Below are 24541 nucleotides of genomic sequence, written 5' to 3' on the forward strand. Positions count from 1 at the left end.
GTCACAACTCGTCGACGGCACTCTCCGCGGCATCGGCCCATTCACGCCACTGCTGAGCCTGAGCACGCGCCCGCTCGGCGTCCTTGGTCTTGCCTGCCGCCGTCGCCTTGGCAGCTTGATCCTCGAACTGGGCTACGCGCTCACGGAATTGGGCCGCGCGGGCAACCGCCTCGGGATCGGACCGACGCCACTGAGACTCCACTGCGTCGTGGACGGACTTCTCTATAGCGCGGAGCTTGCCTTCGAGCTCCTGCATCTTCTCGCGCGGAACCTTGCCGATGGCATCCCACTTGTCCTGCAGATCACGCAGCGCCGCACGAGCAGCGTCGAGGTCTTTGCTCGGATCGATATGCGTCTTCGCCAACAACGCTTCCTTGGCCTCGGCGTTGGCCTCGAATTCCGCGTCGCGTTCCGACGCGGCGGCGTTGCGCGCCGCGAAGAACACGTCCTGGGCGGCCTTGAAGTTCTTCCACAATGCGTCGTCGGCGTCCCGCGGAGCTCGGCCCGACGCCTTCCACTCCACCAACAGGTCTCGGAATGCAGCTGCAGTGGGACCCCAATCGGTGGACGAGGACAACGCCTTTGCGCGCTCGACGAGCTCTTCCTTACGGGTCTTGGCCGCTCCGCGCTCCCGATCGAGATCGGCGAAATGCGCCCCTCGCCGTCGGTTGAAGTTTTCCCTGGCCTTCGAGTACCGCTTCCACAGCGCATCGTCGATCTTCCGATCCACCCCGCGGATCGTCTTCCATTCGTCCAGGATTTCGCGCAGTCGATCCCCGGCGTGCTTCCACTGCGTCGATTCGCTGCCGATCTGTTCGGCCTCGGCGGCGAGGGCTTCCTTGCGCGCAGTGTGCTCGGCGCGTTCGAGCTCCTTCTCCTGCTTGGCGACCGCCGCTGCTGCGTCGGAGTGCTCGACGACAGCGTGGAGTCGGCGAGCCAGCAGATCGAGATCGCCGATCACCGCGGCCGTCGGCAGGCTCTCGAGCAGCGCAGAGGCCGCGGCCTTGGTTTTCTTGGCATCCCCGGTACCCGACGTCAGTCGAGCCTCGAGCAGTCCGACCTCGGTGGCCAGATCGTCGTAACGCCGCCCGAAATGCGCGAGGCCCTCGGCTGCGTCGCCCGCTTGCCAGGATCCGACCTGACGTTCGCCGTCCGAGGTGTTCACCCACGCGGTGCCGTCGTCGTCGACTCGGCCGTACTTGCTCGGATCGCTTGCCGGCGCGACCGCCGGGACGACGGTGGGCACATGCGAGGCGGTCGGGTGTGGCTTGGCTGCCGACGATCCACCGGGGCGGGGCGCGCCGGGACGAGGAGAAGCAGAACTCGGTCCGCCGGGCTTCGGTCCGCCGCCCGGCTTGGGGCCGCCACCTGGCTTGGGCCCACCGGTCGGAGCTGTACCGGTCGCGTCACCGCCGGAGTGGTCGGTGGGCGCATCCGACGACGGGGCGTCGGGGGTGGTGGGGGTACCGGCGTTCGGGTCGGTCATTGTTCCTCATCTCTGCCGCGCGTCACGGCTGCCTACGATCGCGATCTGGACACCATTGAACTCGGTGACGACCGATCGGACCATTGAAACAGCTCAGACGGTTCGAGGTGGACTCGTCCGGCCATGTCGCGTCGACGACTAGCGTGATACGTGTGTTCTGCGTCGCGGCCCTGGTGCCCTCTCCGCCGTTACTGGTCCCCGAACTGATGGGCCGGGCAGCCGCCGAGGCAGCCGACCTTCGGGCCGCTGCTGTCTCTGCCGTCGAGCAGCTGTCCTCGGTGGCCGACCGATGGCTCGCGGTCGGAGTCGACGACGGCGAGGGGCGATACGACGAGACGACGGTCGGCACCATGCGTGGGTACGGCGTCGATGTTGAGGTGCGGCTGTCCGGCTCGCCGGCACGGTCCGGGCCGGATCCCGAGTTGCCGCTCGCGGTGCTCCTCGCCGGTTGGCTGCGCGGTGCGGCGGCGCCCGACAGGGCCGTCGAAGTCCGCACAGTAGGTGCAGACGCGAGCGCGCAGTGGTGCTCGCGGACCGGGATGGAACTGCGCCGCGAACTCGACGCGTCCGACGACAGGTGGGGAGTGTTGGTGCTGGCAGACGGCGCGAACACCCTCACCCCGAAGGCTCCGGGGTCGTTCGATTCGCGCGCCTCGGACCTGCAGCGTCGCATCGACGATGCGCTTGCCACGGCCGACGTGGGCACCCTCGCGGAGCTCGACGAGGGCCTCTGCGCAGCCGTCGGTGTTCGGGGCCGACCGGCATGGCAGATGCTCGCTGCACTAGCGGGAACCGATGCCGTCTCGACGACCGAGCTGTATCGAGGCGCACCGTTCGGTGTCGGGTACTTCGTTGGAGTCTGGTCCCGTGGCTGACGGAACCGGGTCGACCGCCGAAGATCGGGCCACGACACCGGTGGCGGTGATCGGACCGACTGCCGCGGGCAAATCGGACCTGGCGCTGGATCTGGCCGAGGAGCTGGGCGGGGAGATCGTCAACATCGACGCGATGCAGCAGTACCGGGGGATGGACATCGGTACCGCGAAACTGACCGTGTCGGAGCGCCGCGGCATCGTGCACCATCAGCTCGATGTGCTCGAGGTCACCGATATCGCGACGGTGGCGCGCTACCAAGCGGCTGCCGTCGCCGACGTCGAGAACATCCGGTCGCGTGGCGGCCGGCCGATCATCGTGGGCGGTTCGATGATGTACGTCCAATCGTTGCTCGACGAATGGGCCTTTCCCGCCACGGACCCGGTCGTGCGGGCCAAGTGGGAGGCGGTGCTCGAACGCGACGGAATCGACGCCATCCACCACGCTCTGACGGATGTCGATCCCGAGGCCGCCGCGTCGATCCTGCCCACTGACGGACGGCGGATGGTGCGGGCCCTGGAAGTGGTCGAATTGACCGGTCGGCCTTTCGCGGCCTCTGCCCCCGTCATCGGTGAACCACGCTGGGGCACGGTGGTGCTCGGCGTCGACCGTGACACCACAGAGTTGGACGAGCGGATCGATCTGCGTACTCGGCGCATGTTCGATTCCGGGTTGCTCGACGAGGTCGAAGGGCTGTTGGATCTGGGTCTGCGCGACGGGGTGACGGCCTCACGGGCGATCGGATATGCCCAGGCCCTCGATGTGCTGGCCGGGACGTACGACGTCGACCATGCTCGTGAGCGGACGTTCATCGGTACCAGGCGCTATGTGCGCCGCCAGCGCTCGTGGTTCCGCCGCGACGAACGAGTGCGGTGGCTCGACGGCGCATCGCCCACCCTGCGGTCGGATGCGTTGTCCGCGATCGAACTCGCGTAGGTGGGCCCCCGTAGACTCGCCGACATGGAATTCGCCAAGGGCCACGGAACGCAGAACGATTTCGTCGTGCTGCCGGATCCCGGTGCCGAGCTCGAACTCACCAGGTCGGCTGTTACGGTGCTGTGTGATCGACGCCAGGGAATCGGTGCCGACGGGGTACTGCGCGTCGCGCGCGCCGGGGTGCTGCGTGACGCGGGTGTGCTCGATCGAATCCCGGCCGGCGTCGACGCCGACGACTGGTTCATGGACTACCGCAACGGCGACGGCACCATTGCCGAGATGTGCGGAAACGGGGTCCGAGTCTTCGCACACTACGTGCGAGTCCACGATCTCGAGCAGCGCGACCAGTTCGTGGTCGGCTCTCGTGCAGGCGCACGTGCGGTGACGGTGCACTCGTACGACGAGACCGATGCCGACGTGACCGTGGCCATGGGCGACGTCACCCTGATGGGTTCGAGCTCGACGACCCTGGCCGGTGCACCGTACGAGGGGATCGGCGTCGATGTCGGCAACCCGCATCTGGCCTGCGTCGATCCCGCGCTGAACCGCACCGCGTTGCGAGCACTGGACTTCACTGCTCCGCCGACTCTCGATACCGAGTTCTTTCCGCACGGTGCGAACGTCGAGATTCTGACCCGGCTCGACGACGGCGCAGTCGAGATGCGCGTCTTCGAACGCGGCGTCGGTGAGACACGCTCGTGTGGCACCGGAACCGTCGCGGCCGCCGCTGCGGCGCTCAGTTACGAGGGGCTCGAGACCGGAGACGTGAGCGTCGGCGTGCTCGGCGGCCGGGTCCTAGTGTCCATCGATCACGTCGGTGCAACCCTGCGTGGACCGTCGGTACTGCTCGCCCGAGGAGAGGTCGACAACCGTTGGTTCGCCGGTCAGTCCTGACCGGCGCGCCGGCTCCGAGCGAAACCCGCGTGCACACGCTGGGCTTTTCGTGGATCATGGGAGTTGTATGACGAACTCACATGAAACATCACCTGCGGGCGAACCGGTCGACCATGATGCCGACGGTTCACCCGACACCGCATCGGCATGGACACGCGAAGAATCCGATGCATGGTCGAGGCGGCTGGCGCGCTCACCTCTCGACGACGACTCCCCGTCCTCCGGAGATATGCAACTCGAAGAGCGCACTGCTCTGCGACGAGTCGCCGGGCTGTCGACCGAACTTGCCGACGTCACCGAGGTCGAGTACCGGCAGCTGCGCCTCGAACGCGTGGTACTGGTCGGAGTATGGACCACCGGTACCGCGGCGCAGGCCGAGTCCAGCATGACCGAACTCGCCGCGCTCGCCGAGACAGCAGGCTCGGACGTGCTCGAGGCATTGATGCAGCGCCGCGACAAACCCGATGCCGCAACCTACATCGGCTCGGGCAAGGCCAAGGAACTGCGCGACATCGTGCTCGCGACCGGGGCCGACACCGTGATCTGCGACGGCGAGCTGACGCCCGCCCAGCTGAATGCGCTGGAAAAGGTCGTCAAGGTCAAGGTCATCGATCGAACCGCCCTGATCCTCGACATCTTCGCGCAGCACGCGACGTCACGAGAAGGCAAGGCGCAGGTCGCCTTTGCCCAGATGGAATACATGTTGCCCAGGCTTCGCGGCTGGGGTGAATCCATGTCGCGTCAGGCCGGTGGACGCGCCGGTAGCAACGGCGGCGTGGGTCTGCGTGGACCGGGTGAGACGAAGATCGAGACCGATCGCCGACGCATCCGTGAGCGCATGGCCAAGCTCCGCCGTGAGATCAAAGGCATGAAGCAGGCGCGCGACACCAAACGCGAGCAACGGCTCAGTGGCACGGTGCCGTCGATCGCGATCGTCGGATACACCAACGCGGGCAAGTCGAGTTTGTTGAACGCGCTGACCGGATCCGGTGTGCTGGTTCAGAATGCGCTGTTCGCGACCCTCGATCCGACGACGCGCAAGTCCACGCTCGAAGACGGCCGCGCCATCGTGCTGACCGACACCGTCGGATTCGTCCGGCACCTGCCGACCCAGCTGGTCGAGGCCTTCCGCTCCACGTTGGAGGAAGTGACCGACGCCGATCTGCTGCTGCACGTGGTCGACGGTTCCGATCCGCTACCGATCGATCAGATCAAGGCAGTACGCGAAGTGATCACCGAGGTGGTCCGCGAGCAGGACGCGAAGATGCCGCCGGAGTTGTTGGTGGTCAACAAGATCGACGCCGCAGATCCGGTTCAGCTGACCCAGTTGCGCGGTCTGCTCGACGGCGCGCGATTCGTTTCGGCCAAGACCGGTGAAGGTATCGATGCACTGCGGGATCACCTCGGCGACATACTGTCCGAGCCCGATGTGTTGGTCGACGTTCTCGTCCCGTACACCCGCGGCGACCTGGTCGCCCGGATCCACACCGACGGCCGAATAGTGCAGTCGACGCACGAGGCGGACGGCACGCGCGTCGAAGCTCGTGTGCCGCAATCACTTGCGGCTGCACTCGTCGAGTTCACCGCGACCGTCCCCAGCGCCTGAGTTCGGTGATTCCGCGCGCAGTGGTGCGCGGTGGTGCCGCGGCTGCGCTCGGCACGGCGATCGTGCTGACCGGTGCATCGACCGCTTCGGCCGAGCCAGCCGACGTCGTGACCTACTGTCTGCCAAATGATCCCGGGCTCGAAGAGCTGTCCGGTACGACGGTGCTCGACGGCACCGTATACGGGATCGGCGACAGCGGTGCCGATGATCGGGTCGCGGTGCTCGATGGGAACTGTGCGGTGCAGCGCTGGATCGACGTTCCCGTCGACCCGTACGACGTGGAGGACATGGCGTCGTACGACGGCTCGCTGTGGTTGGCCGACATCGGCGACAATCAGTTGCGCCGCGACACTGTGGCACTGACGCGAATGGACCCGGCAACAGGCGCGGGGGAGCTGCATCGTCTGACCTACCCGGACGGCGCACACGACGCCGAGACATTGCTCATCGAACCCGGCGGTCGGCCGATCGTGGTCACGAAGGAACTCTCCGGTGTCAGCGGCGTGTACGTCCCTGCCGGAGACGAATCCGTCACCGATCTGAGCAGTCCCGGTCCGACGCCGCTGCGCAAGGTCGGCGAACTGGCCTTCACGGCCACCGAGACGGCCGGTGGGCCGCCCTTCGTGGTCGGCTCGATCCTGGCGACCGGTGGCGCGGTGAGTGCAGACGGCTCGACCGCCGTGGTGCGCACGTACACCGATGCGTACGTGTTCCGTCCGCCCGCGGGGGACGTCGCGTCCGCGCTGGTCGACCCCACCTCACCCCGAGCCGTCGTCGCGCTGCCGGCTCAGCCACAGGGCGAGGCGGCGGCGTTCCTGGACGACGGTTCCGTTCTGCTCGCGTCGGAAGCCGGGTTCGGACCGACCGACGGAACGCTGCCGCCCATTCTGCAGATTCCGAACCTGACGTCGGTGGAGCTGTCGACACCCTCACCCGTCTCGGCTGCGCCGGCGTCGCCGACCCCTGATTCTTCTGATCCTGCGGCTCCTGCACAGACGACGACAGCGACGGACTCGGAATGGGAATTCCGAGCTGCCGTCGCTGCCGGGGTGGTGCTGATCGCCGGAGCGGTGGGATTCACCGTCCGGCGATCGATGCACTCTGGTTAGGCGTCCAGATCTGATTCGACGAGTGCTGCGACCTTGTCGAGTGCTGCTTGGTCGTCGCTGGTGACGGTGACTTCGGTGCCCTTGGTGGCACCGAGCGTCATGATCATCAGGGCCGAACCGGCGTCCACCGGCTCCGAATCGGCCACTGCGAGGGTGACGTCCACGCCGGCTTCGGCGACGGCGTCGGCGATCAGTGCTGCGGGACGAGCGTGCAGACCGATCGAGGATCCGACGGCGACTGTGGTGCTGGGCATGTGCTGCTCCTTGCGTAGTGGGTTCGTTGCGATCGTAGCGAGTGTCAGACGGTGGCGAGTGCCGGATCGAGCTCGGCTTCGGTCGGTGCGTTCTTGCCCTTGATGAACTGCTTGGCCGAGACGACCAGGAACGCCGAGACGATGGTGCCGACGGCCAGAGACACGATGAACCAGATCAGGTTTCCAATGGCGAAGAACACGAAGATTCCGCCATGGGGCGCACTGAGGGTGACGTTGAAAGCCATGATCATGGCCCCGGTGACTGCGCCACCGGCCATCATCGAGGGGATGACGCGGAGCGGGTCGGCGGCAGCGAACGGAATTGCGCCCTCGGAGATGAATGCTGCTCCGAGGAACCAGGCGGCTTTACCGTTCTCGCGCTCGGCCTCGGTGAACAGACGCGAACGAACGGTCGAGGCGAGTGCCATGGCCAGGGGCGGCACCATACCGGCAGCCATGACCGCTGCCATGATGCGCAGTGAGGCGGTGTCGGTGACCGAGAGACCTGCAGTGGCGAATGCGTAGGCCGCCTTGTTGACCGGTCCACCCAGGTCGAAGCACATCATCAGGCCGAGAATGATGCCGAGGATGATCACCGAGGAACCGCTGAGTCCGTTGAGCCAATTGGTCAGTCCGCTGGTGATGGCGGCGAGTGGCTTACCGAGCAGCAGGAACATGATGGCGCCGACTACGAGTGTGGCGAACAACGGGATGATGACAACCGGCATCAGACCACGAAGCACCGCGGGGATCTTCCACTTGCTGATCCACAATGCGACGAAGCCGGCGATGAGACCACCGACGAGACCGCCGATGAAGCCGGCACCGACGAGTACCGCCACGGCACCTGCGGTGAAACCTGGTGCCAGACCGGGCCTGTCCGCGATGGCGTACGAGATGTAGCCCGCGAGCGCTGGGACCAGGAAGCTGAACGAGAGCGCGCCGATCTGGAACAGGACTGCACCGAGGTAGGCGAGGATGCCGCCGTCCGGCAGGGCGGTCAGCGAGTTGTTCACGACGATGTCTTCGGCGACATCCTTGATTTCGTACCCACCGAGCAGGAATCCGAGAGCAATGAGGAGGCCACCGGCGGCGACGAACGGAATCATGTAGCTGACGCCGGTCAGCAGGATCTGACGCAGTCGAGTGCCCCAGCCGAGTTCGCCGGCAGAGTCGTTGGAGCCGGCCGCGACTGCCGTGCCGCCGACACGGGCAGCATCCGGGTTGAGAGCTGCGCGGAGCGCTTCGGTGACCATGACGTCGGGCTCGTTGATGGCGCGCTTGACGCCGGAGGAGATGACCGGCTTTCCGGCAAATCGCTCGCGGCCCTTGACGCCCACGTCGGTGGCGAAGATGACGGCCTCGGCACCGGCGATGAGTGCGGGGTCCAGGGGAGTGCTGCCGCTCGAGCCCTGAGTCTCCACGTGCACCGTGACGCCCGCGCGCTCACCTGCGGCGACGAGTGAATCGGCCGCCATGTAGGTGTGCGCAATTCCGGTGGGGCAGGCGGTGATTGCCACGATGTGCTTGGGCGAGGCGGTTGTTGCCGTCTCGGGGGTGGCTGCAGGCGCACTGTGCTTCGCGGTGTCGACCGGCGCAGCTGCAGCGGTTGCGGCAACCGGCTTGGCGGCCGGGTTGATGACGCCGTCGACCAGCGAGACGATCTCGGCGGGCGAGGACGCGTTGCGCAGTGAGGTGACGAATTCGGGCTTGACCAGTGCCCGGGCCAGGCTCGAGAGCAGCTTCATGTGCGTCGAACCGGCTCCGGCAGGTGCAGCGATGAGGAACACCAGGTCGGCGGGGCCGTCGGGGGCACCGAAGTCGACCTTGGGGTTCAGGCGAGCGAAGCCGAGCGAGGCGCTCGTGACCGCCTCGGAACGGCAGTGCGGAATTGCGATGCCGCCGGGCAGGCCGGTGGCCGACTGAGCTTCGCGAGCAAGGGCTGCGTCGCGCAAGGCGTCGGTGTCGGTTGCGCGACCCGCGTGTGCCAGAACGCCTGCGAGACGTTCGATGACGGCAGCTTTCGATTCGCCCAGATCGGCGTCGAGGAGGATCAGATCCTCGGCGATGATCGGCTGATCTTCGGTGGGGCTGGACATGGGGGCTCCTAGAGACGGTTCGAAGAAGGGGAGAGCGTGGACGGGGTGACGGACGTGGAGATGTCGAGCGCGCGAACCGTCACCGAAGTCGGATGGGTCTGCTCGGGCAGGGGAAGCGTGGTGCCTGGAAGTGCGGTGGCTGCCGTTCCGTAGGCGACGGCGCGGCGAAGTTTGTCTGCGTCGGAACAGTTCTCGACGTCGGCCAGAATGTAGCCGGCCAGCGAGGAGTCTCCTGCGCCGACGGTGCTGACCGCGGTGATCGGAGGAGGGCTGGCGTACCAGGCACCGCCCGGGGTGACCAGGACTGCTCCGGCGCTGCCGAGCGTCGCGAGTACGGCGCCTATTCCACGACCGAGAAGAATCGTTGCGGCGGCAACGGCGGCCGACGGATCGCCCTGTGCCGCTGCGCTTTCCAGTTCCTCGGAATCGTACCCGGTGAGTTGGGCGAGTTCCTCCGAATTGGGCTTGATCAGGTCGGGTGCCGATTCAGGGAACTGATCTGCGAGAGCGAGCAGTGGCTCGTCGGACGTGTCCACCGCAACTTTGGCCGTGGTAGCGCGCAGGGCGACAACCAGTTCTGCATACCAGTCGACGGGCAGCCCGGGAGGAAGCGAACCCGACAGCACCACCCATTCGGCATCGACAGCGAGAGTGAGAATACGGTCTCGCAGTTCGGTGCGTGTCTGCTCCGACACCGTGGCACCCGGCTCGTTGATCTTGGTGGTCGTGCCGCCGATTTCGCTGACGGTGATGTTGGTGCGCGCCGGTCCGGACGTCGGAACTGCTGAGTAATCGACGCCTTTGGCGGACATCGCGTCGAGTAATGGGTCGCCGACGTTGGCCGGCAGGACGGCGAGCGCCTCTACTCCCGATCCGCCGATGACACGAGCGACGTTGACGCCCTTGCCGCCCGGGTCGACGGCCGAGGACGACGCCCGGTGCACGCCGCCGCGGGTCAGTGGTGCCTCGAGCGTGACCGTGCGGTCCATGCTCGGATTGGCCGTGAGCGTGACCATCATGCGATCACCACCTCGATTCCTTCGTTGCTGAGTTGTTTACGGTCTTCGTTCGAGATGTCGCTGTCGGTGACGATGACGTCGATGGCGTCCACGCGAGCGAAACTCACCAGGTGCTCGCGGCCGATCTTCGACGAATCTGCCAGCACGACAACATGGTTCGCGGCGTCGACCATAGCGCGCTTGACCGCGGCCTCGTCGCTGTCGGGGGTGGACAATCCGTGTCCGACGCTGATGGCGTTGGTTCCGATGAATGCAACGTCGACCCGCAGCCATTCGAGGGCGCGCAGTGCCTCGTCGCCCACCGCGGCCTGTGTCGTTCCTCGAACACGCCCGCCGAGCAATCGAAGACTGATGCTCGGCATGGTTGCGGCCCGGGCTGCGATCGGTACGGAGTTGGTGACCATGGTGAGTTCGCGATCGTGCGGTAGCAGTCCCGCCAGGCGTCCGGTGGTGGTGCCTGCATCGAAGACTGCACTGCCGCCGACGGGTGGGAGGAACGACAATGCAGCCGCTGCGATCGCGTCCTTCTGGTCTGCACGGGTGAACTCTCGTTCCGAGACGCCCGGCTCGAGTGTGGTCAGCGCCGAGGCGGGTACTGCTCCACCGTGCACGCGGCGTACCACTCCGAGTCGATCGAGGGTAGCCAGATCGCGTCGCACGGTCTCGGTGGTGACGCCGTAGTTGGCGGCCAGGTCGTTGACGGAGACGCGTCCTTGCGTGCTGATCAGCTCAGCGATGGCGTGCTGTCGTTCCTCCGCGTACACCTGCGTCTCCTTCCCGGTTGATGTTGCTTTATGTTGTTTTACGCCCGTGTGTGTTGACATGTCAAGGGTTTGGAGTAATCTCGGTCACAACACCATCGGGAAGCCAGGTGCGGCACACTCATCTGACATCCGGAACGAACAGACGTACACGCAGGATCCGAGGAGGACCACATGACGGGATCGGTCAGCACCGCATCGACCGGACACACCGATGCAGCACCAGCTGCAGACGGGACGTCGTCGATCGGAGCGGAGTCCACGACACTGCGGGGCACGCCCGTCGTGCCCGGAGTCGGCTACGGACCCGTCATCCGTCCCGGGGCCCGTCCGGCCATCCCGGCCGACACCGGTGAGGTGGCCGAAGCGAATCGCGATGCGGAGAAGGACATCTTCGACTCGGCCGCGAACGCTGTCGCCATGCGGCTGCGCGGACGTGCAGAGTTGGCGACCGGGGCAGCGTCGGAGGTGCTGTCGGCCAATGCGGCCATGGCATCGGACCGAGGTTGGCTCGGGGTCGCACGATCCTCGATCGCCAAGGGCAGCACCGCCGTCACCGCAACTGCTGCCGCGACCGAGAAGTTCGCCGCCATGTTCACCCAGCTCGGCGGATTGATGGCCGAACGAGTGACCGACCTGCGCGATATTCGCGATCGCGTCATCGCCGAAATTCTCGGTGTTCCCGAGCCCGGAGTTCCTGTGCCGGCCGAACCGTCGGTACTGTTCGCCGACGATCTGGCACCTGCCGACACCGCAGGCCTCGACCCCACCCTCATCGTCGGCCTCGCCACCTCACTGGGCGGTCCGACCAGCCACACCGCGATCATCGCCCGCCAGCTCGGCATTCCGTGCATCGTCGCCGTGGCCGGCCTCGACGACATCGCCGCCGGTACGCACGCATCCGTCGACGGAACCAGCGGCCGCATCGAACTCGAACCCGACGCCGACTCGGCCCGCGCTGCGGTGGTCTCTGCCCGCGACGAACTCGACCGAGTGTCTCAGTGGGTCGGTCCCGGTACCACCGCCGACGGCCATCCCGTCGATATCCTCGCCAACGTTCAGGACGGCGCCGGTGCCCGCGCAGCGCGCTCCAGCGCAGCCGACGGGGTGGGTTTGTTCCGCACCGAGCTGTGCTTCCTGGACCGTGATTCCGAACCGACCGTCGACGAGCAGGCGGACATCTACGGCCAGGTACTCGACGCCTTCGCAGGCAAGAAAGTCGTCGTCCGCACCCTGGACGCCGGCTCGGACAAGCCCCTTCGATTCGCCAACCACCCCGACGAGGCCAATCCGGCGCTCGGCATCCGCGGTATCCGTATCGCCGAAGCCGACCGCGGAATCCTGTACCGCCAACTCGACGGCATCGCCGCAGCAGCCAAGGCGACCGATTCGTCCCCGTGGGTGATGGCACCGATGATCGCCACCGCGCAGGAAGCACAGGACTTCGCCGCGGATGTGCGCGAACGCGGGCTGACTCCGGGCGTCATGATCGAGATTCCCGCTGCCGCACTGCTCGCCGAGCACATTCTCGAGCACGTGGACTTCCTGTCCATCGGCACCAACGATCTGGCGCAGTACACGATGGCCGCCGACAGGATGTCGGCGCAGCTGGCCGGTTTGACCGATCCGTGGCAACCGGCCGTCCTCGCACTGGTGGCGCACACTGCTGCGGCCGGCGCGAAGGTGGGCAAGCCCGTCGGTGTCTGCGGCGAAGCTGCCGCCGACCCCCTGCTGGCCTGTGTCCTGGTAGGAATGGGCATCACGTCGTTGTCCGCAGCCTCGGCCGCCGTCGCCCACGTCGGTTCCAAGTTGGCGACCGTGACCCTCGATCAGTGCAAGGCCGCTGCCGCCGCTGCACTGAGGACCGACAGCACCGCCGCGGCCCGTGAGGCAGTGAGCGCGATCCTCGGGTGACGCAATAGTCTCTTCCCATCATGAGAACTATGGGTTGGACGCTGCACGGAAACGGAAAAACCGTCGAGGCCGGGGCGGTGGTGGCACCGGACGAACGCTTGTCGTGGCCACGCACTGTCGGCATCGGGATGCAGCACGTCGTCGCGATGTTCGGGGCCACACTGTTGGTTCCGACCATCACCGGGTTTCCGGTCTCGACGACGCTGCTCTTCTCGGGCATCGGTACTGCGCTCTTCTTGATCATCACACGCGGGCGGGTACCGAGCTACCTCGGGTCGTCGTTCGCCTTCCTGGCCCCGCTCGGTGCGACCGCAGCCGACGGACCCGCCGCGCAGCTCGGTGCCGTTCTGTGTGTCGGCGTCGTGCTGGCTGCAATCGGCTTCGTCGTGAAGTTCGCCGGAGCGCGGGTGCTCGACGCAGCGATGCCGCCCGTCGTCACCGGTGCGGTGGTCGTATTGATCGGGCTCAATCTGGCCCCTGCCGCGACGACCTCGTTCGAAGCGCAACCGCTCGTCGCGGCCGTCACCCTGGCGGCGATTCTCCTCGCGACGGCCGTCGGTCCCGGACTGGTGGGCCGACTCGGGATCCTGCTCGGTGTCGTCGTGGGCTGGGTATTCGCCGCCGTCACCGGTGGTATCGCGCAACCACGACTCGACGCGCTGAGCGCCGCGAGCTGGGTCGGGCTACCCGAGTTCCGTGGCCCGTCGTTCGAGCTGTCGGTGATCCTGGTAGCACTGCCGGTGGTGATTGTCCTCGTCGCCGAGAACGTCGGACACGTCAAAGCCGTCGCGGCGATGACCGGAAAGAACCTCGACGACGTGGCCGGTGACGCTCTGATCGCCGATGGGTTGGCCACCACCCTCGCCGGGGCCGCTGGTGGATCGGGAACCACCACGTACGCCGAGAACATCGGTGTCATGGCCGCTACCCGCGTGTACTCGACCGCCGCCTACTGGGTTGCCGCGATCACCGCGATCGTGTTGGCGTTCTCGCCCAAGTTCGGTGCGCTGATCTTCACCGTCCCGGACGGTGTGATCGGGGGAGCGACACTCGTGCTCTACGGACTCATCGGACTGCTCGGCGTTCGAATCTGGACCGATGCCAAAGTGGATTTCACCGATCCGGTGAACCTCACCGTCGTCGCAGCAGCACTCGTCGCCGGCATCGGCGACCTGACGCTCTCCGTCGGATCGGTCGAACTCGGTGGAATCGCTTGGGGATCGCTGGGCATCCTCGTCGGATACCCGATCGTCTCGGCGCTGGCCCGAGGCAGAACGAATGGACGACGCTAGCAGGGGCGGTCACGGATCGCGCACGTTTTGGTCATCGACCCTCGGTACACCGCAAACGTACTGTTGAACCGTGACGTCAGTCGCACCGACGACCGCGCTGTGACCCCCCTTCTCGCGGTCGACGACGGTGCGCACCGAACAAGGAGATCTGCGTGGAACGCACACTTTTCGAGCCCGAGCACGAGCTGTTCCGGGAGTCGTACCGGAAGTTTCTCGAACAGCACGTAGCCCCCAATCACGCGAAGTGGGAAGAGCAGAACATCGTCGACCGCGGCGTCTGGGTCGAGGCCGGCAAGCAGGGCTTCCTCGGAACTGCCGCACCGGAGGAGTTCGGCGGTGGCGGCGTCAAGGACTTCCGCTACAACGCCATCGTCACCGAGGAAACCACCCGCGGCGGCTACAGCGGCATCGGCTTCACTCTGCACAACGACGTCGTCGCGCCGTACTTCATCGAGTTGGCCAACGACGAGCAGAAGCAGCGCTGGCTTCCCGGATTCTGCTCCGGTGAGCTGATCACCGCGATCGCCATGACCGAGCCGGGCACCGGCAGCGACCTACAGGGGATCAAGACCAAGGCCGTTCGGGACGGCGACGACTGGGTATTGAACGGATCGAAGACGTTCATCACCAACGGCATCAATGCCGATTTGATCGTCGTCGTAGCGTGCACCGACCCCGAGAAGGGTGCCCAGGGCTTCAGCTTGCTGGTCGTAGAGCGCGACATGCCCGGTTTCGAGCGTGGCCGCAACCTGGACAAGATCGGCATGAAGGCCCAGGACACCGCGGAACTCAGCTTTACCGACGTTCGGGTTCCGGCCGCCAACCTGCTCGGCGAAGAAGGCATGGGCTTCATCTACCTGATGCAGAACTTGCCTCAGGAGCGCCTCTCGATTGCCGTCGTCGCGGCTGCGGCCATGGAATCGGCACTGGAGATGACCATCCAGTACTGCCGCGATCGCAAGGCATTCGGTAAGTCGATCGGAAAGTTCCAGAACACGCGATTCGTGTTGGCGGAGCTGGCTACCGAAACCACCGCTACCCGCATCATGGTCGACAAGTTCATCGAACTGCTCAACGACGGCAAGCTGACCGTGCAGGAAGCCGCCATGGCGAAGTGGTGGACCACCGAGAACCAGGTCAAGCTCATCGACCGATGCCTCCAGCTGCACGGCGGCTACGGTTACATGAAGGAATACCCGATTGCCAAGGCTTACATGGATTCTCGGGTACAGACCATCTACGGCGGCACCACGGAGATCATGAAGGAGATCATCGGTCGTGGACTGAATCTCTGATTCTGCCGATCGTTCGGAACCGACGAGAAGGGCCGCAGCACCTGTGCTGCGGCCCTTCTTTCGTTGTGTCCGAACAGAGTTCAGAGCTTGCGCATCACGGTGACGACCTTGCCGAGAATCGCGGCATTGTTACCCGGGATCGGCTCGAACAATGGGTTGTGCGGCATGAGCCACACCTCACCCTTGGAACGCTTGAACGTCTTGACGGTGGCCTCGCCCTCGATCATCGCTGCCACGATGTCGCCGTTGTCGGCCACGGACTGTTGACGCACCACCACCCAGTCGCCATCGCAGATGGCCGCGTCGATCATGGACTCGCCGACCACCTTGAGCAAGAACAGTGATCCCTGACCGACCAACTCGCGGGGGAGTGGGAACACGTCCTCGACGGCTTCCTCGGCCAGAATCGGACCACCCGCGGCGATCCGGCCGAGAACCGGCACGAACGTCGGCGTCGGCAACCGATCCTGCTCGTTGGACGCTGCCGAACCGTCCACCGCTGCCGCGGCCTGATCTGCCTGCACCTCGTCCAGTCCACGGACGTCGACCGCGCGAGGGCGGTTGGCATCGCGCCGCAGGAACCCTTTGCGCTCGAGGGTACGAAGCTGATGAGCGACGGACGACGTCGACGTCAGGCCCACGGCATCGCCGATCTCTCGAATACTGGGTGGGTATCCGCGCTCGGTGACCGAGGCCCGGATGACCTCCAACACTTTCCGTTGGCGCTCGGTGAGCCCTGCGCTGATGTCGGTGCCGACCTCCATGGCCTTCGGGGTCGGCTCGGCGGCCGGCTTTCCGGCCGCAGCCTTGCCGACCGTCGAGGATCCGGCTCGCGCGGAACCAGCTTTCGTGGAACCCGTCGTACTGGAACCGGTGATGGACCTCGTCGAGGTCTCGTCCTTCATGCTGTCGGCCTCCTGCTGATGCGGCTGGATTCGGTCTACGCGGTATCGATCCACGCGGACTGGAGTTGATGATGTCGACTCGTGTGGCGTGTGGTTTCTGACACGAATCTAGCGTGTATCAGCTGTTGAATCAAACATCTGTTCGACTCGTGTCGCGTTTTCTACAGACTTTGTCGGAGGCGCGTGATAGAACTTCGAACAAGCGTCCATCGAACGCCTGATCGAACAATCGATCCAACGAGCGAAGACGAGGTTCCGATGACCATCACCACCGATCGTCCCACCACTGCCGGTATGCGTTCGCGATCCGGTGTCGTCGAGCGTCGTCGGCGGTCGCGGCCCGTGCTGCAGAACCACGGGCGTCGGACGCAGAACGGCCCGTGCTTGCCCGTCCTGGACGAGTCCTGGACCGACGTGACCGATCGCGAGATGGCGGATCGAGACTTCGACGACACCTCGGCTCATTTCGCGAACCAGACCGTGCGCCCACGCTCTCTGGTTCTGTGGATGTTGGCTGTGGTCGTCGTGGCCGGCGGTCTGCTCGGCATCGCGAATCTGCGCGCGACCACACCCGACGCGGCCACTCAGCCTGCCGGCGCGGTCATGGTGCACGACGGAGCGCTCGTCGAGTACGCACCCAGCAGATGACCACCGGCACCATGGTGCCCAGCGTGGCTGAGTATCCTCGAAGACTGCCCCGACGCGCACGTTCGTCGTCGGAGTATCGGCTACGACGGAGGCTCCCTCATGCATTGCCCGTTCTGCAGGCACCCCGACTCACGCGTGGTGGATTCGCGTGAAATGGACGAGGGTCAGGCAATACGGCGACGCCGGTCCTGCCCCGAGTGCGGTCGTCGCTTCACCACCGTGGAGGCTGCTGTGCTCGCCGTCGTGAAGCGCAGCGGTGTGACCGAGCCGTTCAGTCGGGAGAAGGTCGTCAAAGGCGTTCGTCGCGCCTGCCAGGGCAGAGACGTCGACAACGACGCGCTGAACCTGCTGGCTCAGCAAGTCGAAGACAACATCCGCGCGGCCGGTTCGGCGGAGATTCCCAGCAACGAAGTGGGCCTGGCCATTCTCGGACCGCTACGCGATCTCGACGAAGTGGCCTACCTTCGTTTCGCATCGGTCTACCGCTCGTTCAGTTCGGCCGAGGACTTCGAGAAGGAAATTCACGAACTCCGCAAACATCGAGAGTCCGCCGACGTCGAGTGAACCGCGGGCCGATCAGCGAGACTGATCGGCGATCGCCTTCTCGATGCGCTTCTCCGATACCGGATACGCAGTACGAACTCCCTGGGCGAAGAGCCCCACCCGCAGTTCCTCGATCATCCAGAACAGCTCCTGCACACCCGAGCTGTTCTTCCTGCTTTCCGGAAGCGAATCCAACAGCCGCCCGTACGAGCCGTACACCCGGTCGAGAACGTCCATCGCCGCAGCGTCGCGGCCCGCGCTGCTCGGCAGAGTGGACAGCCTCTTGGTCGCCGCAGCGAGATAGCGTGGCAGATCGGCCAACCGTCGAGAACCGAACTCGGTGACGAAACCGCGAAAGATCAGGCCATCGAGCTGTTCTCGGACATCGTCGGCGGGCTCACCCGATGCGTTCTGCAACTGGGACGACAGAGCCAACGCGGCCGTCAGAACCGGTCGAACCAGAGCGAGAACAGCAGCAGTACGCCGCGGAACCTCTGCGTCCACCAGTGCCCTGAGCTTGTCGAACTCGGCCGGATCGCGAACCGGTCCGCCGTGCGCGTCCATCGCTTCTTCCACAGCGAGCGCACGGCATTCCTCGAGCAGCGCATCGACGCCGCCGTACGGGTTCTGGCCGAGCGCAAGACGTTCGGCGGTCGGCAGCCCGGCCAGCAGGGCTTTCGTTCCCTTCGGTGCCGTGGCGAGCAGCAGAGTACGGGTGCCCGCGCGCATGGCTGTGCGTTGCTGGGCGGGGGTGCTGAGCACTCGCACCGCCACGCCCGAACCCTCGGGCACCAACGCCGGGTACCCGGTGACCTTCTGTCCGCCCACGTCTCGGGTGACCGTGGGCTCCAAGCGGCCCAACGTGCCCGAGGTCCACGCCAGCGTCGGGGCGCGCTCCGCGTCGCCGACCGCACGTGCGACCTGACGGCCGACCTCGCCGGCCAGACCAGCGCGCAACGCGGTCAGATCCTTGTTGCTGCCGAGCACCGTCCCGGACGGGTCGACCGCGGCGAACGTCATTCGAAGGTGATCGGGTAGCGCCGCAGTGTCGAAGTCCTTGGCGGTGATGTGGCATTGTGCGGCCCGCGAGAGTTCGCGGGCCAGAGCCGTCACGAGTGTTTCGGCCCGAGGTTTCATCACTGCCAACGCTGCCGCAGCGAAGTCCGGAGCCGGGACCACATTGCGTCGCAATGCCTTCGGTAGCGTCTTGATCAATGCGGTGACGAGCTCGGCGCGCATCCCCGGCACCAGCCAGTCGAAGCCGACCGGCTGTACCTGAGCGAGCAGTGCGATGGGAATCCGCGCGGTGACGCCATCAGCGGCCGTGCCGGGCTCGAATTGATACGTCAGTGGGAATTGAATTTCACCCTGTCGCCACGCGTCCGGATACGCACCCGTCAGTACCGACGCGGCGTCCGAGTTGACGACGGTGTCCGTAGTGAAGTCGAGCAGGGACGGATCTTGCCGGCGGGCCTTCTTCCACCAGGTGTCGAAGTGTCGCGCAGACACGGCTTCCGGGGCGATGCGGGCGTCGTAGAAATCGAACAGCGCGTCGTCGTCGACGACGATGTCCCGTCGCCGAGCACGATGTTCGAGCTCGCCGACGTCGTCGAGCAGAGCCCTGTTCTTGTGAAAGAACCCGTGTTGGGTCTTCCATTCGCCCTGAACCAGTGCATGCCTGATGAAGAGCTCGCGAGACGCCTCGGGATCGATGCGGTGATAGTTGACCGGGCGCTGCGTCACCAACGGAATGCCGTACAACGTCACCCGTTCGTAGGCCAGCGCCGATTCGCGTTTGATCGACCAGTGTGGTTCGGAATACGTGCGTTTGACCAGATGTGGTGCCAACCGTTCGGCCCATTCCGGTTCGATGCGGGCGGCCATCCGGCCCCACAGTCGTCCGGTCTCGACCAGTTCTGCAGCCATGACCCAGCGCGGTGGCTTCTTGAACAGGCCCGACCCGGGGAAGATCGCGAAATGTGCTCCGCGGGCACCCAGAAATTCACGCTTGTCGCCCTCTCTGAGGCCGACGTGCGAGAGCAGGCCGGACAGCAGGGACTGATGCAGTGCGTTCTCGCTCGACTCTGCGTCGGGCACCGTCCATCCGAGGCCGCGAGTGATCTGGCGGAGTTGTCCGTGCAGGTCCTGCCACTCGCGGATCCGCAGGTAGTGCAGGAACTCGGTGCGGCACATGCGTCGGAACTGGTTGGAAGACAGCTCGTCTCGCTGCTGCCGCAGATACTTCCACAGCTGCACGTACGCCAGGAAGTCCGAATTCTCGACGGCGAAACGGGCATGCTTCTCGTCTGCAGCCTGTTGGTGTTCGGCGGGACGCTCGCGCACGTCCTGAATCGACAACGCCGCCACCACCACCAGCGCGTCACGCAGCGATCCGTTGCCGTTGGCCTCGACCAACATTCGTGCCATTCGAGGATCGACAGGAAGGGCGGACAGTTCGCGGCCGATCGGGGTGAGCTCGGCAGTACCGTCCTTGGTGGCCGGCTTCAGTGCTCCGAGTTCTTCCAGCAAGCCGATACCGTCGCGGATGCTGCGTGGATCCGGCGGCTCGACGAACGGAAACGCGTCGATCTTGCCCAATCCGAGCGCGGTCATCTGCAGAATGACCGAGGCCAGATTGGTGCGCAGAATCTCCGGCTCGGTGAACTGCGGACGAGACTCGAAATCTTCCTCCGAGTACAACCGGATACAGATGCCGTCGGCGACGCGTCCGCAGCGACCCGCACGCTGGCGCGCCGACGCCTGTGAAATCGGTTCGATGGGCAGCCGCTGCACCTTGGTGCGCAACGAGTATCGAGAGATGCGCGCGGTGCCCGGGTCCACGACGTAGCGGATGCCGGGGACCGTCAGCGACGTTTCCGCCACGTTCGTCGACAGCACGACCCGGCGTCCCGAGTGCGGCGAGAACACCCGATGCTGTTCGGCGGCAGAGAGTCTGGCGTACAGCGGCACGATCTCGGTGTTGCGGAGATTGCGATCGGCCAGCGCATCCGCGGTATCGCGAATTTCTCGTTCACCGGACAGGAACACCAAGATGTCGCCGTCACCCTCGGCCATCAGCTCGTCGACGGCCTGGCAGGTGGCATCCACGGGATCGAGGTCGATCGTCGTTTCTCCCGCGTCGACCGTCAGGGGGCGGTACCGCATCTCGACCGGGAACGTGCGGCCGGATACCTCGATGATCGGTGCGGCGACCCCGTCGCGTGCGAAGTGTTGCGCGAATCGCTCCGGATCGATGGTCGCCGACGTGATGACGATCTTCAGATCGGGTCGCCGGGGGAGCAGTTGCGCGAGGTATCCCAGGATGAAGTCGATGTTCAGGCTGCGCTCGTGCGCCTCGTCGATGATGAGGGTGTCGTACTGGCGGAGCAGTCGGTCGCGCTGGATCTCGGCCAACAGAATGCCGTCGGTCATCAGCTTGACGAGGGTCGAATCCGAGGATTGATCGGTGAATCGAACCTTGTAGCCGATCGATTCGCCCAGTGGTTGACCCACCTCCTCGGCGATGCGTTCGGCAACGGTGCGCGCCGCCAACCTTCGGGGCTGCGTGTGACCGATCGAGCCGCGGATTCCGCGCCCCAGTTCGAGACAGATCTTGGGAATTTGGGTGGTTTTGCCGGACCCGGTTTCACCGGCGACGATGACGACCTGGTGGGCAGCGATCGCTGCGGCGATGTCGTCCTTGCGGGCGCTGACGGGCAACGCCTGCGGATATTCGAGGGTGGGCACTGCCGCTCGGCGTGTGGAGATCACGGCTTCTCCGCGAGCTACTTCTCGTTCGAGGGCGGCAATTGCGTCCGCGGTGCGGGCCTTGTCGAGACGTCGTCGGAGCCGGTTCTCGTCGCGGATGGTGAGCTGTGCAACACGTGCGGCGAGTGCTCGTCGATCACCGGACGAATTCGAGGTAGACATACTCGTACCAGGATATCCGTTACGCGGTACTCGACCGAACTCCGTGCGGGAACGAACCGATGCACTCGCCGAATTCGACGTGACTACTGTGTAGCGCATGTCTTCCGACCTGGATCCAGCCGCCTCCACACACACCTCCGCGCTGTGGCACGGCTTCGCCGACATGGGCAACGTCACCGCCAATGGACCGTTCGTCGTCTCGCGAGGCGAGGGTGCGTACATCTTCGACAACGAGGGCAACCGATACCTCGACGCCACCGCCGGTCTGTGGTTCACCAACGTCGGTCACGGCCGCCGCGAGATCGCCGACGCCGTTGCCGCGCAGCTGAGCTCGATCGCCCACTACTCGAACTTCGGCGACTTCGTTCCCGAGACCACGCTGGCACTGGCCGACCGTCTCGCCGCCATCGCACCGGTGCCGGGCAGCAAGATCTTCTTCACCTCGGGTGGGTCGGACTCCATCGACACCGCGGCGAAGCTTGCGCGCCGCTACTGGGTCGAAATGGGACAGCCGTCGAAGAAGATCATCGTCGGACGGCAGAAGGCCTACCACGGCATGCACGTCGCAGGCACCGCGCTGGCCGGCATTCCGGTCAACAAGGAGAACTACGGCGAGCTGATGCCCGACGCCAGAACAGTGGCGTGGGACGACCCGAAATCGCTTCTCGCGCTGATCGAAGAGGTCGGAGCCGAGAACGTCGCCGCCTTCTTCTGCGAACCGGTGATCGGAGCGGGTGGAATCTACTTGCCGCCCGAGGGCTACCTACGCGAGGTACGGCAGATCTGCCGCGACAACGACGTGCTGTTCGTCGCCGACGAAGTGGTGACCGGATTCGGCCGAATCGGCGGTAGTTGGTTCGCCTCCACCCGCTTCGAGCTCGAACCCGACCTGATGACGACCGCCAAGGGGTTGACGTCGGGCTACGTCCCGATGGGTGCAGTGTTCATCGCTCCGAAGATCGCCGAACCGTTCTTCGCAGGCGGAGTCTGGTGGCGTCACGGCTACACCTACGGTGGCCACGCAGGTGCAGCCGCCGCAGCGATGGCCAATCTCGACATCATCGAGCGCGAGGACCTGCTGAGTCACTCCAAGCGCATCGAAGCCGCACTGCACACCCACCTCGCGCCCCTGGCCGACCACGATCGGGTCGCGGAAGTCCGCAGCGGCATCGGCGCTGTCGCCGCCGTTCAGCTCGCCGACCCGGCGGAGGCATTACCGTTCGTGAAAACGTTGAGAGCTCATGGTGTTTCGGGCCGCGCGGCCGGACAGGGTGCAATGCAGATCTCGCCTGCGTTCGTCATGACCGACGCCGAGATCGAGGATATGGCCTCGCGCATCCTCAGTGCGCTCGGCTGAACCGGAGTCTGCTCAGTAGCTGCTTCCCCCGCGAGAGCGGGGGAGCAGGTTCGGGTTCCGGCTCAGCGGAGATCGCCGCGAACCGTCGGTGCAGCTGATCGCGCACTTCGTCGGGCGCATACGCGCGCCGCTTGCGCTCGGACCGCACCACCAACGCCCCGGTAGCCGCAACCCCGGCCATCCCGGCGAGACCGAGAGCTTTCCAGACGTTCATGCGGCAACCGTACCGCCACGAGATCTAGGGTTGGTCCATGAATCCGTCGCGAATCAGCCTCGATACCGCTGTGGATGCCACCAGAACCGGCGACATCTGGATCTTCCGCGGCCATTCGTCGGCGGACCGCGCAATTCAGGCTCTGACGAACAGCCCGGTCAATCACGTCGGTATGGCCGTCGTTCTGGATGACCTGCCGCCGCTGATGTGGCATGCAGAGCTCGGAAAGTCGTTGCAGGACATGTGGACCGGAAACTTCCAGCGTGGAGTGCAGCTGCACGACCTGCGCGCTGCCGTCACGCACTGGGCCCAGCGGTATCAACAGCGTTGTTGGCTGCGGCAATTGGACGGATACGCCGGTCGTTCCCCAGGCTCCACTCCGGCCGTGACGAAGGAGCAGGAAGACGCGCTGCTTCGCACCATCGCACGGATGGACGGAACGGCTTTTCCGACCACCGCGGCGCTCGCCGGTCGGTGGTTCCGTGGACGCGTGCCGGCGCTCCGAAAGAACGCGCAGGAGAGCGCTGCGCTCGAAACCGCGTACTGCGCCGAAGTTGTTGCGATGACCTACGACTCGATGGGTCTGCTGACGGGAAACAAGAAAGCCAACTGGTTCGACCCAGGAAAGTTCTGGAGCGGAGACCGTCTCCCCCTCGCGGAAGGTGTGCGCCTGGGTGAGGAAATCGAAGTGGACGTCCCTGTCACACCGTGATCGAGTCGTCGTCGACGCTTCGGCCCCCGAGCTCCACCCACCCGTCCTCGTCGACGGTGGTCAACAACCGCGACCCGGCACCCTGGACGATGTCGATGCCCCGACCCAGCTCGGCCGTGAGCCGGACGGCGGCAGCACCCGTTGCCTCGTCTTCTGCGATCCCCATCATGGGCGCGAACATGCGCGCGCGTAGTTCGGCCCGGTGCTCGTCGGTCCAGGCCCAGACGTAGTGGTGGCCACTGTCGTAAGTGTTCGGATCTGCCGCTGCCACCTCGGCTGCGTCGTGGACCTGATGAAACGTGAACTGCGGAGTCCACTCGGCGCGGGCACGCACCCAGGTGAGGTCGCCGTCGTAGCGGATATCGAGCGTGGCAGCGGGGACGGTGAGCGTCTGCACCGAGTGTCCGTTGTTGCGAAGCCACCACGACAGTCCGACCCTCGGATGTCCGGCGAACGGGAGCTGCGTAGCCGGGGTGTAGATCGTTGCCGACGCGGTACCGGGTGATGTGCGATCGACGAACACCGTCTCGCTGAAACCCAACCGGGCGGCAACCTCCTGCCTGTCGCTCTCGCCGACAGCGCGCGCGTCGACGATGCCCAGTGGATTGCCGAACGTGCCGTCGGCGTCGGTGAATACTCGGACGACAGAGACTTCGATAGCCATGCCGGGGACGTTATCAACACGTTGTCGATC

General features: G+C 65.6%; 21 protein-coding genes. 12 read left to right on the top strand and 9 right to left on the bottom strand.

Annotated elements, in window-relative coordinates:
- Position 1 precedes the first annotated feature (1 nt).
- On the bottom strand, positions 2 to 1486 hold the full coding sequence (locus E4P29_RS09860; RefSeq protein ID WP_135044140.1) for a DUF349 domain-containing protein: 1485 nt from the start codon (positions 1484 to 1486) through the stop codon (positions 2 to 4).
- A gap of 143 nt (positions 1487 to 1629) precedes the next feature.
- Here E4P29_RS09860 and E4P29_RS09865 point away from each other — a divergent pair, with 143 nt between their 5' ends.
- The 5 genes from E4P29_RS09865 to E4P29_RS09885 all read left to right on the top strand — a co-directional run bounded on the left by E4P29_RS09865 (position 1630) and on the right by E4P29_RS09885 (position 6904).
- Entirely contained in the window at positions 1630 to 2361 is a 732-nt protein-coding gene (locus tag E4P29_RS09865; RefSeq protein WP_348539762.1) for a hypothetical protein, read from the top strand.
- A complete protein-coding gene (miaA, locus tag E4P29_RS09870) occupies positions 2354 to 3295 on the top strand; it encodes a tRNA (adenosine(37)-N6)-dimethylallyltransferase MiaA (protein ID WP_245154242.1) in 942 nt (313 codons plus the stop codon). Before E4P29_RS09865 ends, miaA begins: the two co-directional genes overlap by 8 nt.
- Before the next feature lie 24 nt (positions 3296 to 3319).
- Complete coding sequence (gene dapF, locus E4P29_RS09875) at positions 3320 to 4189, top strand: diaminopimelate epimerase (RefSeq protein WP_135044143.1); 870 nt, start codon at positions 3320 to 3322, stop codon at positions 4187 to 4189.
- Between the two features lie 67 nt (positions 4190 to 4256).
- Positions 4257 to 5795, top strand: a complete 1539-nt coding sequence (hflX, locus tag E4P29_RS09880; protein ID WP_135044145.1) for a GTPase HflX — start codon at positions 4257 to 4259, stop codon at positions 5793 to 5795.
- A gap of 5 nt (positions 5796 to 5800) precedes the next feature.
- Entirely contained in the window at positions 5801 to 6904 is a 1104-nt protein-coding gene (locus E4P29_RS09885; protein WP_135044147.1) for a hypothetical protein, read from the top strand.
- Here E4P29_RS09885 and E4P29_RS09890 read toward each other — a convergent pair.
- Genes E4P29_RS09890 through E4P29_RS09905 form a run of 4 tightly spaced genes read right to left on the bottom strand, consistent with a single transcriptional unit; the run spans position 6901 to position 11040 of the window.
- Positions 6901 to 7158, bottom strand: coding sequence for an HPr family phosphocarrier protein (locus tag E4P29_RS09890; protein ID WP_135044149.1), 258 nt, complete (start codon positions 7156 to 7158; stop codon positions 6901 to 6903). The genes E4P29_RS09885 and E4P29_RS09890 overlap by 4 nt on opposite strands.
- A 44-nt stretch (positions 7159 to 7202) precedes the next feature.
- The gene (locus E4P29_RS09895; protein ID WP_135044151.1) at positions 7203 to 9257 is read right to left on the bottom strand and encodes a fructose-specific PTS transporter subunit EIIC; all 2055 of its coding nucleotides are present in this window, start codon (positions 9255 to 9257) and stop codon (positions 7203 to 7205) included.
- Positions 9258 to 9265: 8 nt separating this feature from the next.
- Positions 9266 to 10276, bottom strand: a complete 1011-nt coding sequence (locus E4P29_RS09900; RefSeq protein WP_135044153.1) for a 1-phosphofructokinase family hexose kinase — start codon at positions 10274 to 10276, stop codon at positions 9266 to 9268.
- Positions 10273 to 11040, bottom strand: a complete 768-nt coding sequence (locus E4P29_RS09905) for a DeoR/GlpR family DNA-binding transcription regulator (protein WP_135044155.1) — start codon at positions 11038 to 11040, stop codon at positions 10273 to 10275. Before E4P29_RS09905 ends, E4P29_RS09900 begins: the two co-directional genes overlap by 4 nt.
- Before the next feature lie 171 nt (positions 11041 to 11211).
- Here E4P29_RS09905 and E4P29_RS09910 point away from each other — a divergent pair, with 171 nt between their 5' ends.
- The 3 genes from E4P29_RS09910 (at position 11212) to E4P29_RS09920 (ending at position 15538) form a co-directional block, all read left to right on the top strand.
- Positions 11212 to 12951: a putative PEP-binding protein gene (locus tag E4P29_RS09910; protein ID WP_245154243.1), complete on the top strand. Its 1740-nt coding sequence runs from the start codon at positions 11212 to 11214 to the stop codon at positions 12949 to 12951.
- A 20-nt stretch (positions 12952 to 12971) separates the two neighbouring features.
- On the top strand, positions 12972 to 14243 hold the full coding sequence (locus E4P29_RS09915; protein ID WP_209205354.1) for a solute carrier family 23 protein: 1272 nt from the start codon (positions 12972 to 12974) through the stop codon (positions 14241 to 14243).
- A gap of 152 nt (positions 14244 to 14395) precedes the next feature.
- The gene (locus E4P29_RS09920; protein WP_135044159.1) at positions 14396 to 15538 is read left to right on the top strand and encodes an acyl-CoA dehydrogenase family protein; all 1143 of its coding nucleotides are present in this window, start codon (positions 14396 to 14398) and stop codon (positions 15536 to 15538) included.
- Between the two features lie 80 nt (positions 15539 to 15618).
- Here E4P29_RS09920 and lexA read toward each other — a convergent pair whose 3' ends face one another.
- The gene (gene lexA, locus E4P29_RS09925; protein WP_135044292.1) at positions 15619 to 16302 is read right to left on the bottom strand and encodes a transcriptional repressor LexA; all 684 of its coding nucleotides are present in this window, start codon (positions 16300 to 16302) and stop codon (positions 15619 to 15621) included.
- Between the two features lie 399 nt (positions 16303 to 16701).
- Between lexA and E4P29_RS09930 the strand changes: the two genes are divergently transcribed.
- The gene (locus E4P29_RS09930) at positions 16702 to 17091 is read left to right on the top strand and encodes a hypothetical protein (protein WP_135044161.1); all 390 of its coding nucleotides are present in this window, start codon (positions 16702 to 16704) and stop codon (positions 17089 to 17091) included.
- Between the two features lie 99 nt (positions 17092 to 17190).
- Positions 17191 to 17655 (top strand): transcriptional regulator NrdR, encoded by a 465-nt coding sequence (nrdR, locus tag E4P29_RS09935; RefSeq protein ID WP_027496857.1) that lies wholly within the window; start codon positions 17191 to 17193, stop codon positions 17653 to 17655.
- 12 nt (positions 17656 to 17667) lie between these two features.
- On the opposite strand, the gene hrpA is transcribed toward nrdR, so the two are convergent.
- Complete coding sequence (hrpA, locus tag E4P29_RS09940; protein WP_135044163.1) at positions 17668 to 21564, bottom strand: ATP-dependent RNA helicase HrpA; 3897 nt, start codon at positions 21562 to 21564, stop codon at positions 17668 to 17670.
- A 97-nt stretch (positions 21565 to 21661) separates the two neighbouring features.
- Here hrpA and E4P29_RS09945 point away from each other — a divergent pair, with 97 nt between their 5' ends.
- Complete coding sequence (locus E4P29_RS09945; RefSeq protein WP_135044165.1) at positions 21662 to 22921, top strand: aminotransferase class III-fold pyridoxal phosphate-dependent enzyme; 1260 nt, start codon at positions 21662 to 21664, stop codon at positions 22919 to 22921.
- Here the strand turns inward: E4P29_RS09945 and E4P29_RS09950 are convergent.
- Complete coding sequence (locus E4P29_RS09950; protein ID WP_027496860.1) at positions 22905 to 23135, bottom strand: hypothetical protein; 231 nt, start codon at positions 23133 to 23135, stop codon at positions 22905 to 22907. The genes E4P29_RS09945 and E4P29_RS09950 overlap by 17 nt on opposite strands.
- A gap of 37 nt (positions 23136 to 23172) precedes the next feature.
- On the opposite strand from E4P29_RS09950, the gene E4P29_RS09955 reads away from it, so the two are divergent.
- Positions 23173 to 23847 carry a hypothetical protein gene (locus tag E4P29_RS09955; protein ID WP_027496861.1) on the top strand — a complete coding sequence of 225 codons (675 nt, stop codon included), beginning with the start codon at positions 23173 to 23175 and terminating at the stop codon, positions 23845 to 23847.
- Here E4P29_RS09955 and E4P29_RS09960 read toward each other — a convergent pair.
- Positions 23837 to 24511, bottom strand: coding sequence for a PhzF family phenazine biosynthesis protein (locus tag E4P29_RS09960; RefSeq protein WP_135044167.1), 675 nt, complete (start codon positions 24509 to 24511; stop codon positions 23837 to 23839). The genes E4P29_RS09955 and E4P29_RS09960 overlap by 11 nt on opposite strands.
- Positions 24512 to 24541 lie beyond the last annotated feature (30 nt).

Source organism: Rhodococcus sp. 1R11 (assembly GCF_004563845.1).
Classification (GTDB): Bacteria; Actinomycetota; Actinomycetes; order Mycobacteriales; family Mycobacteriaceae; genus Rhodococcoides.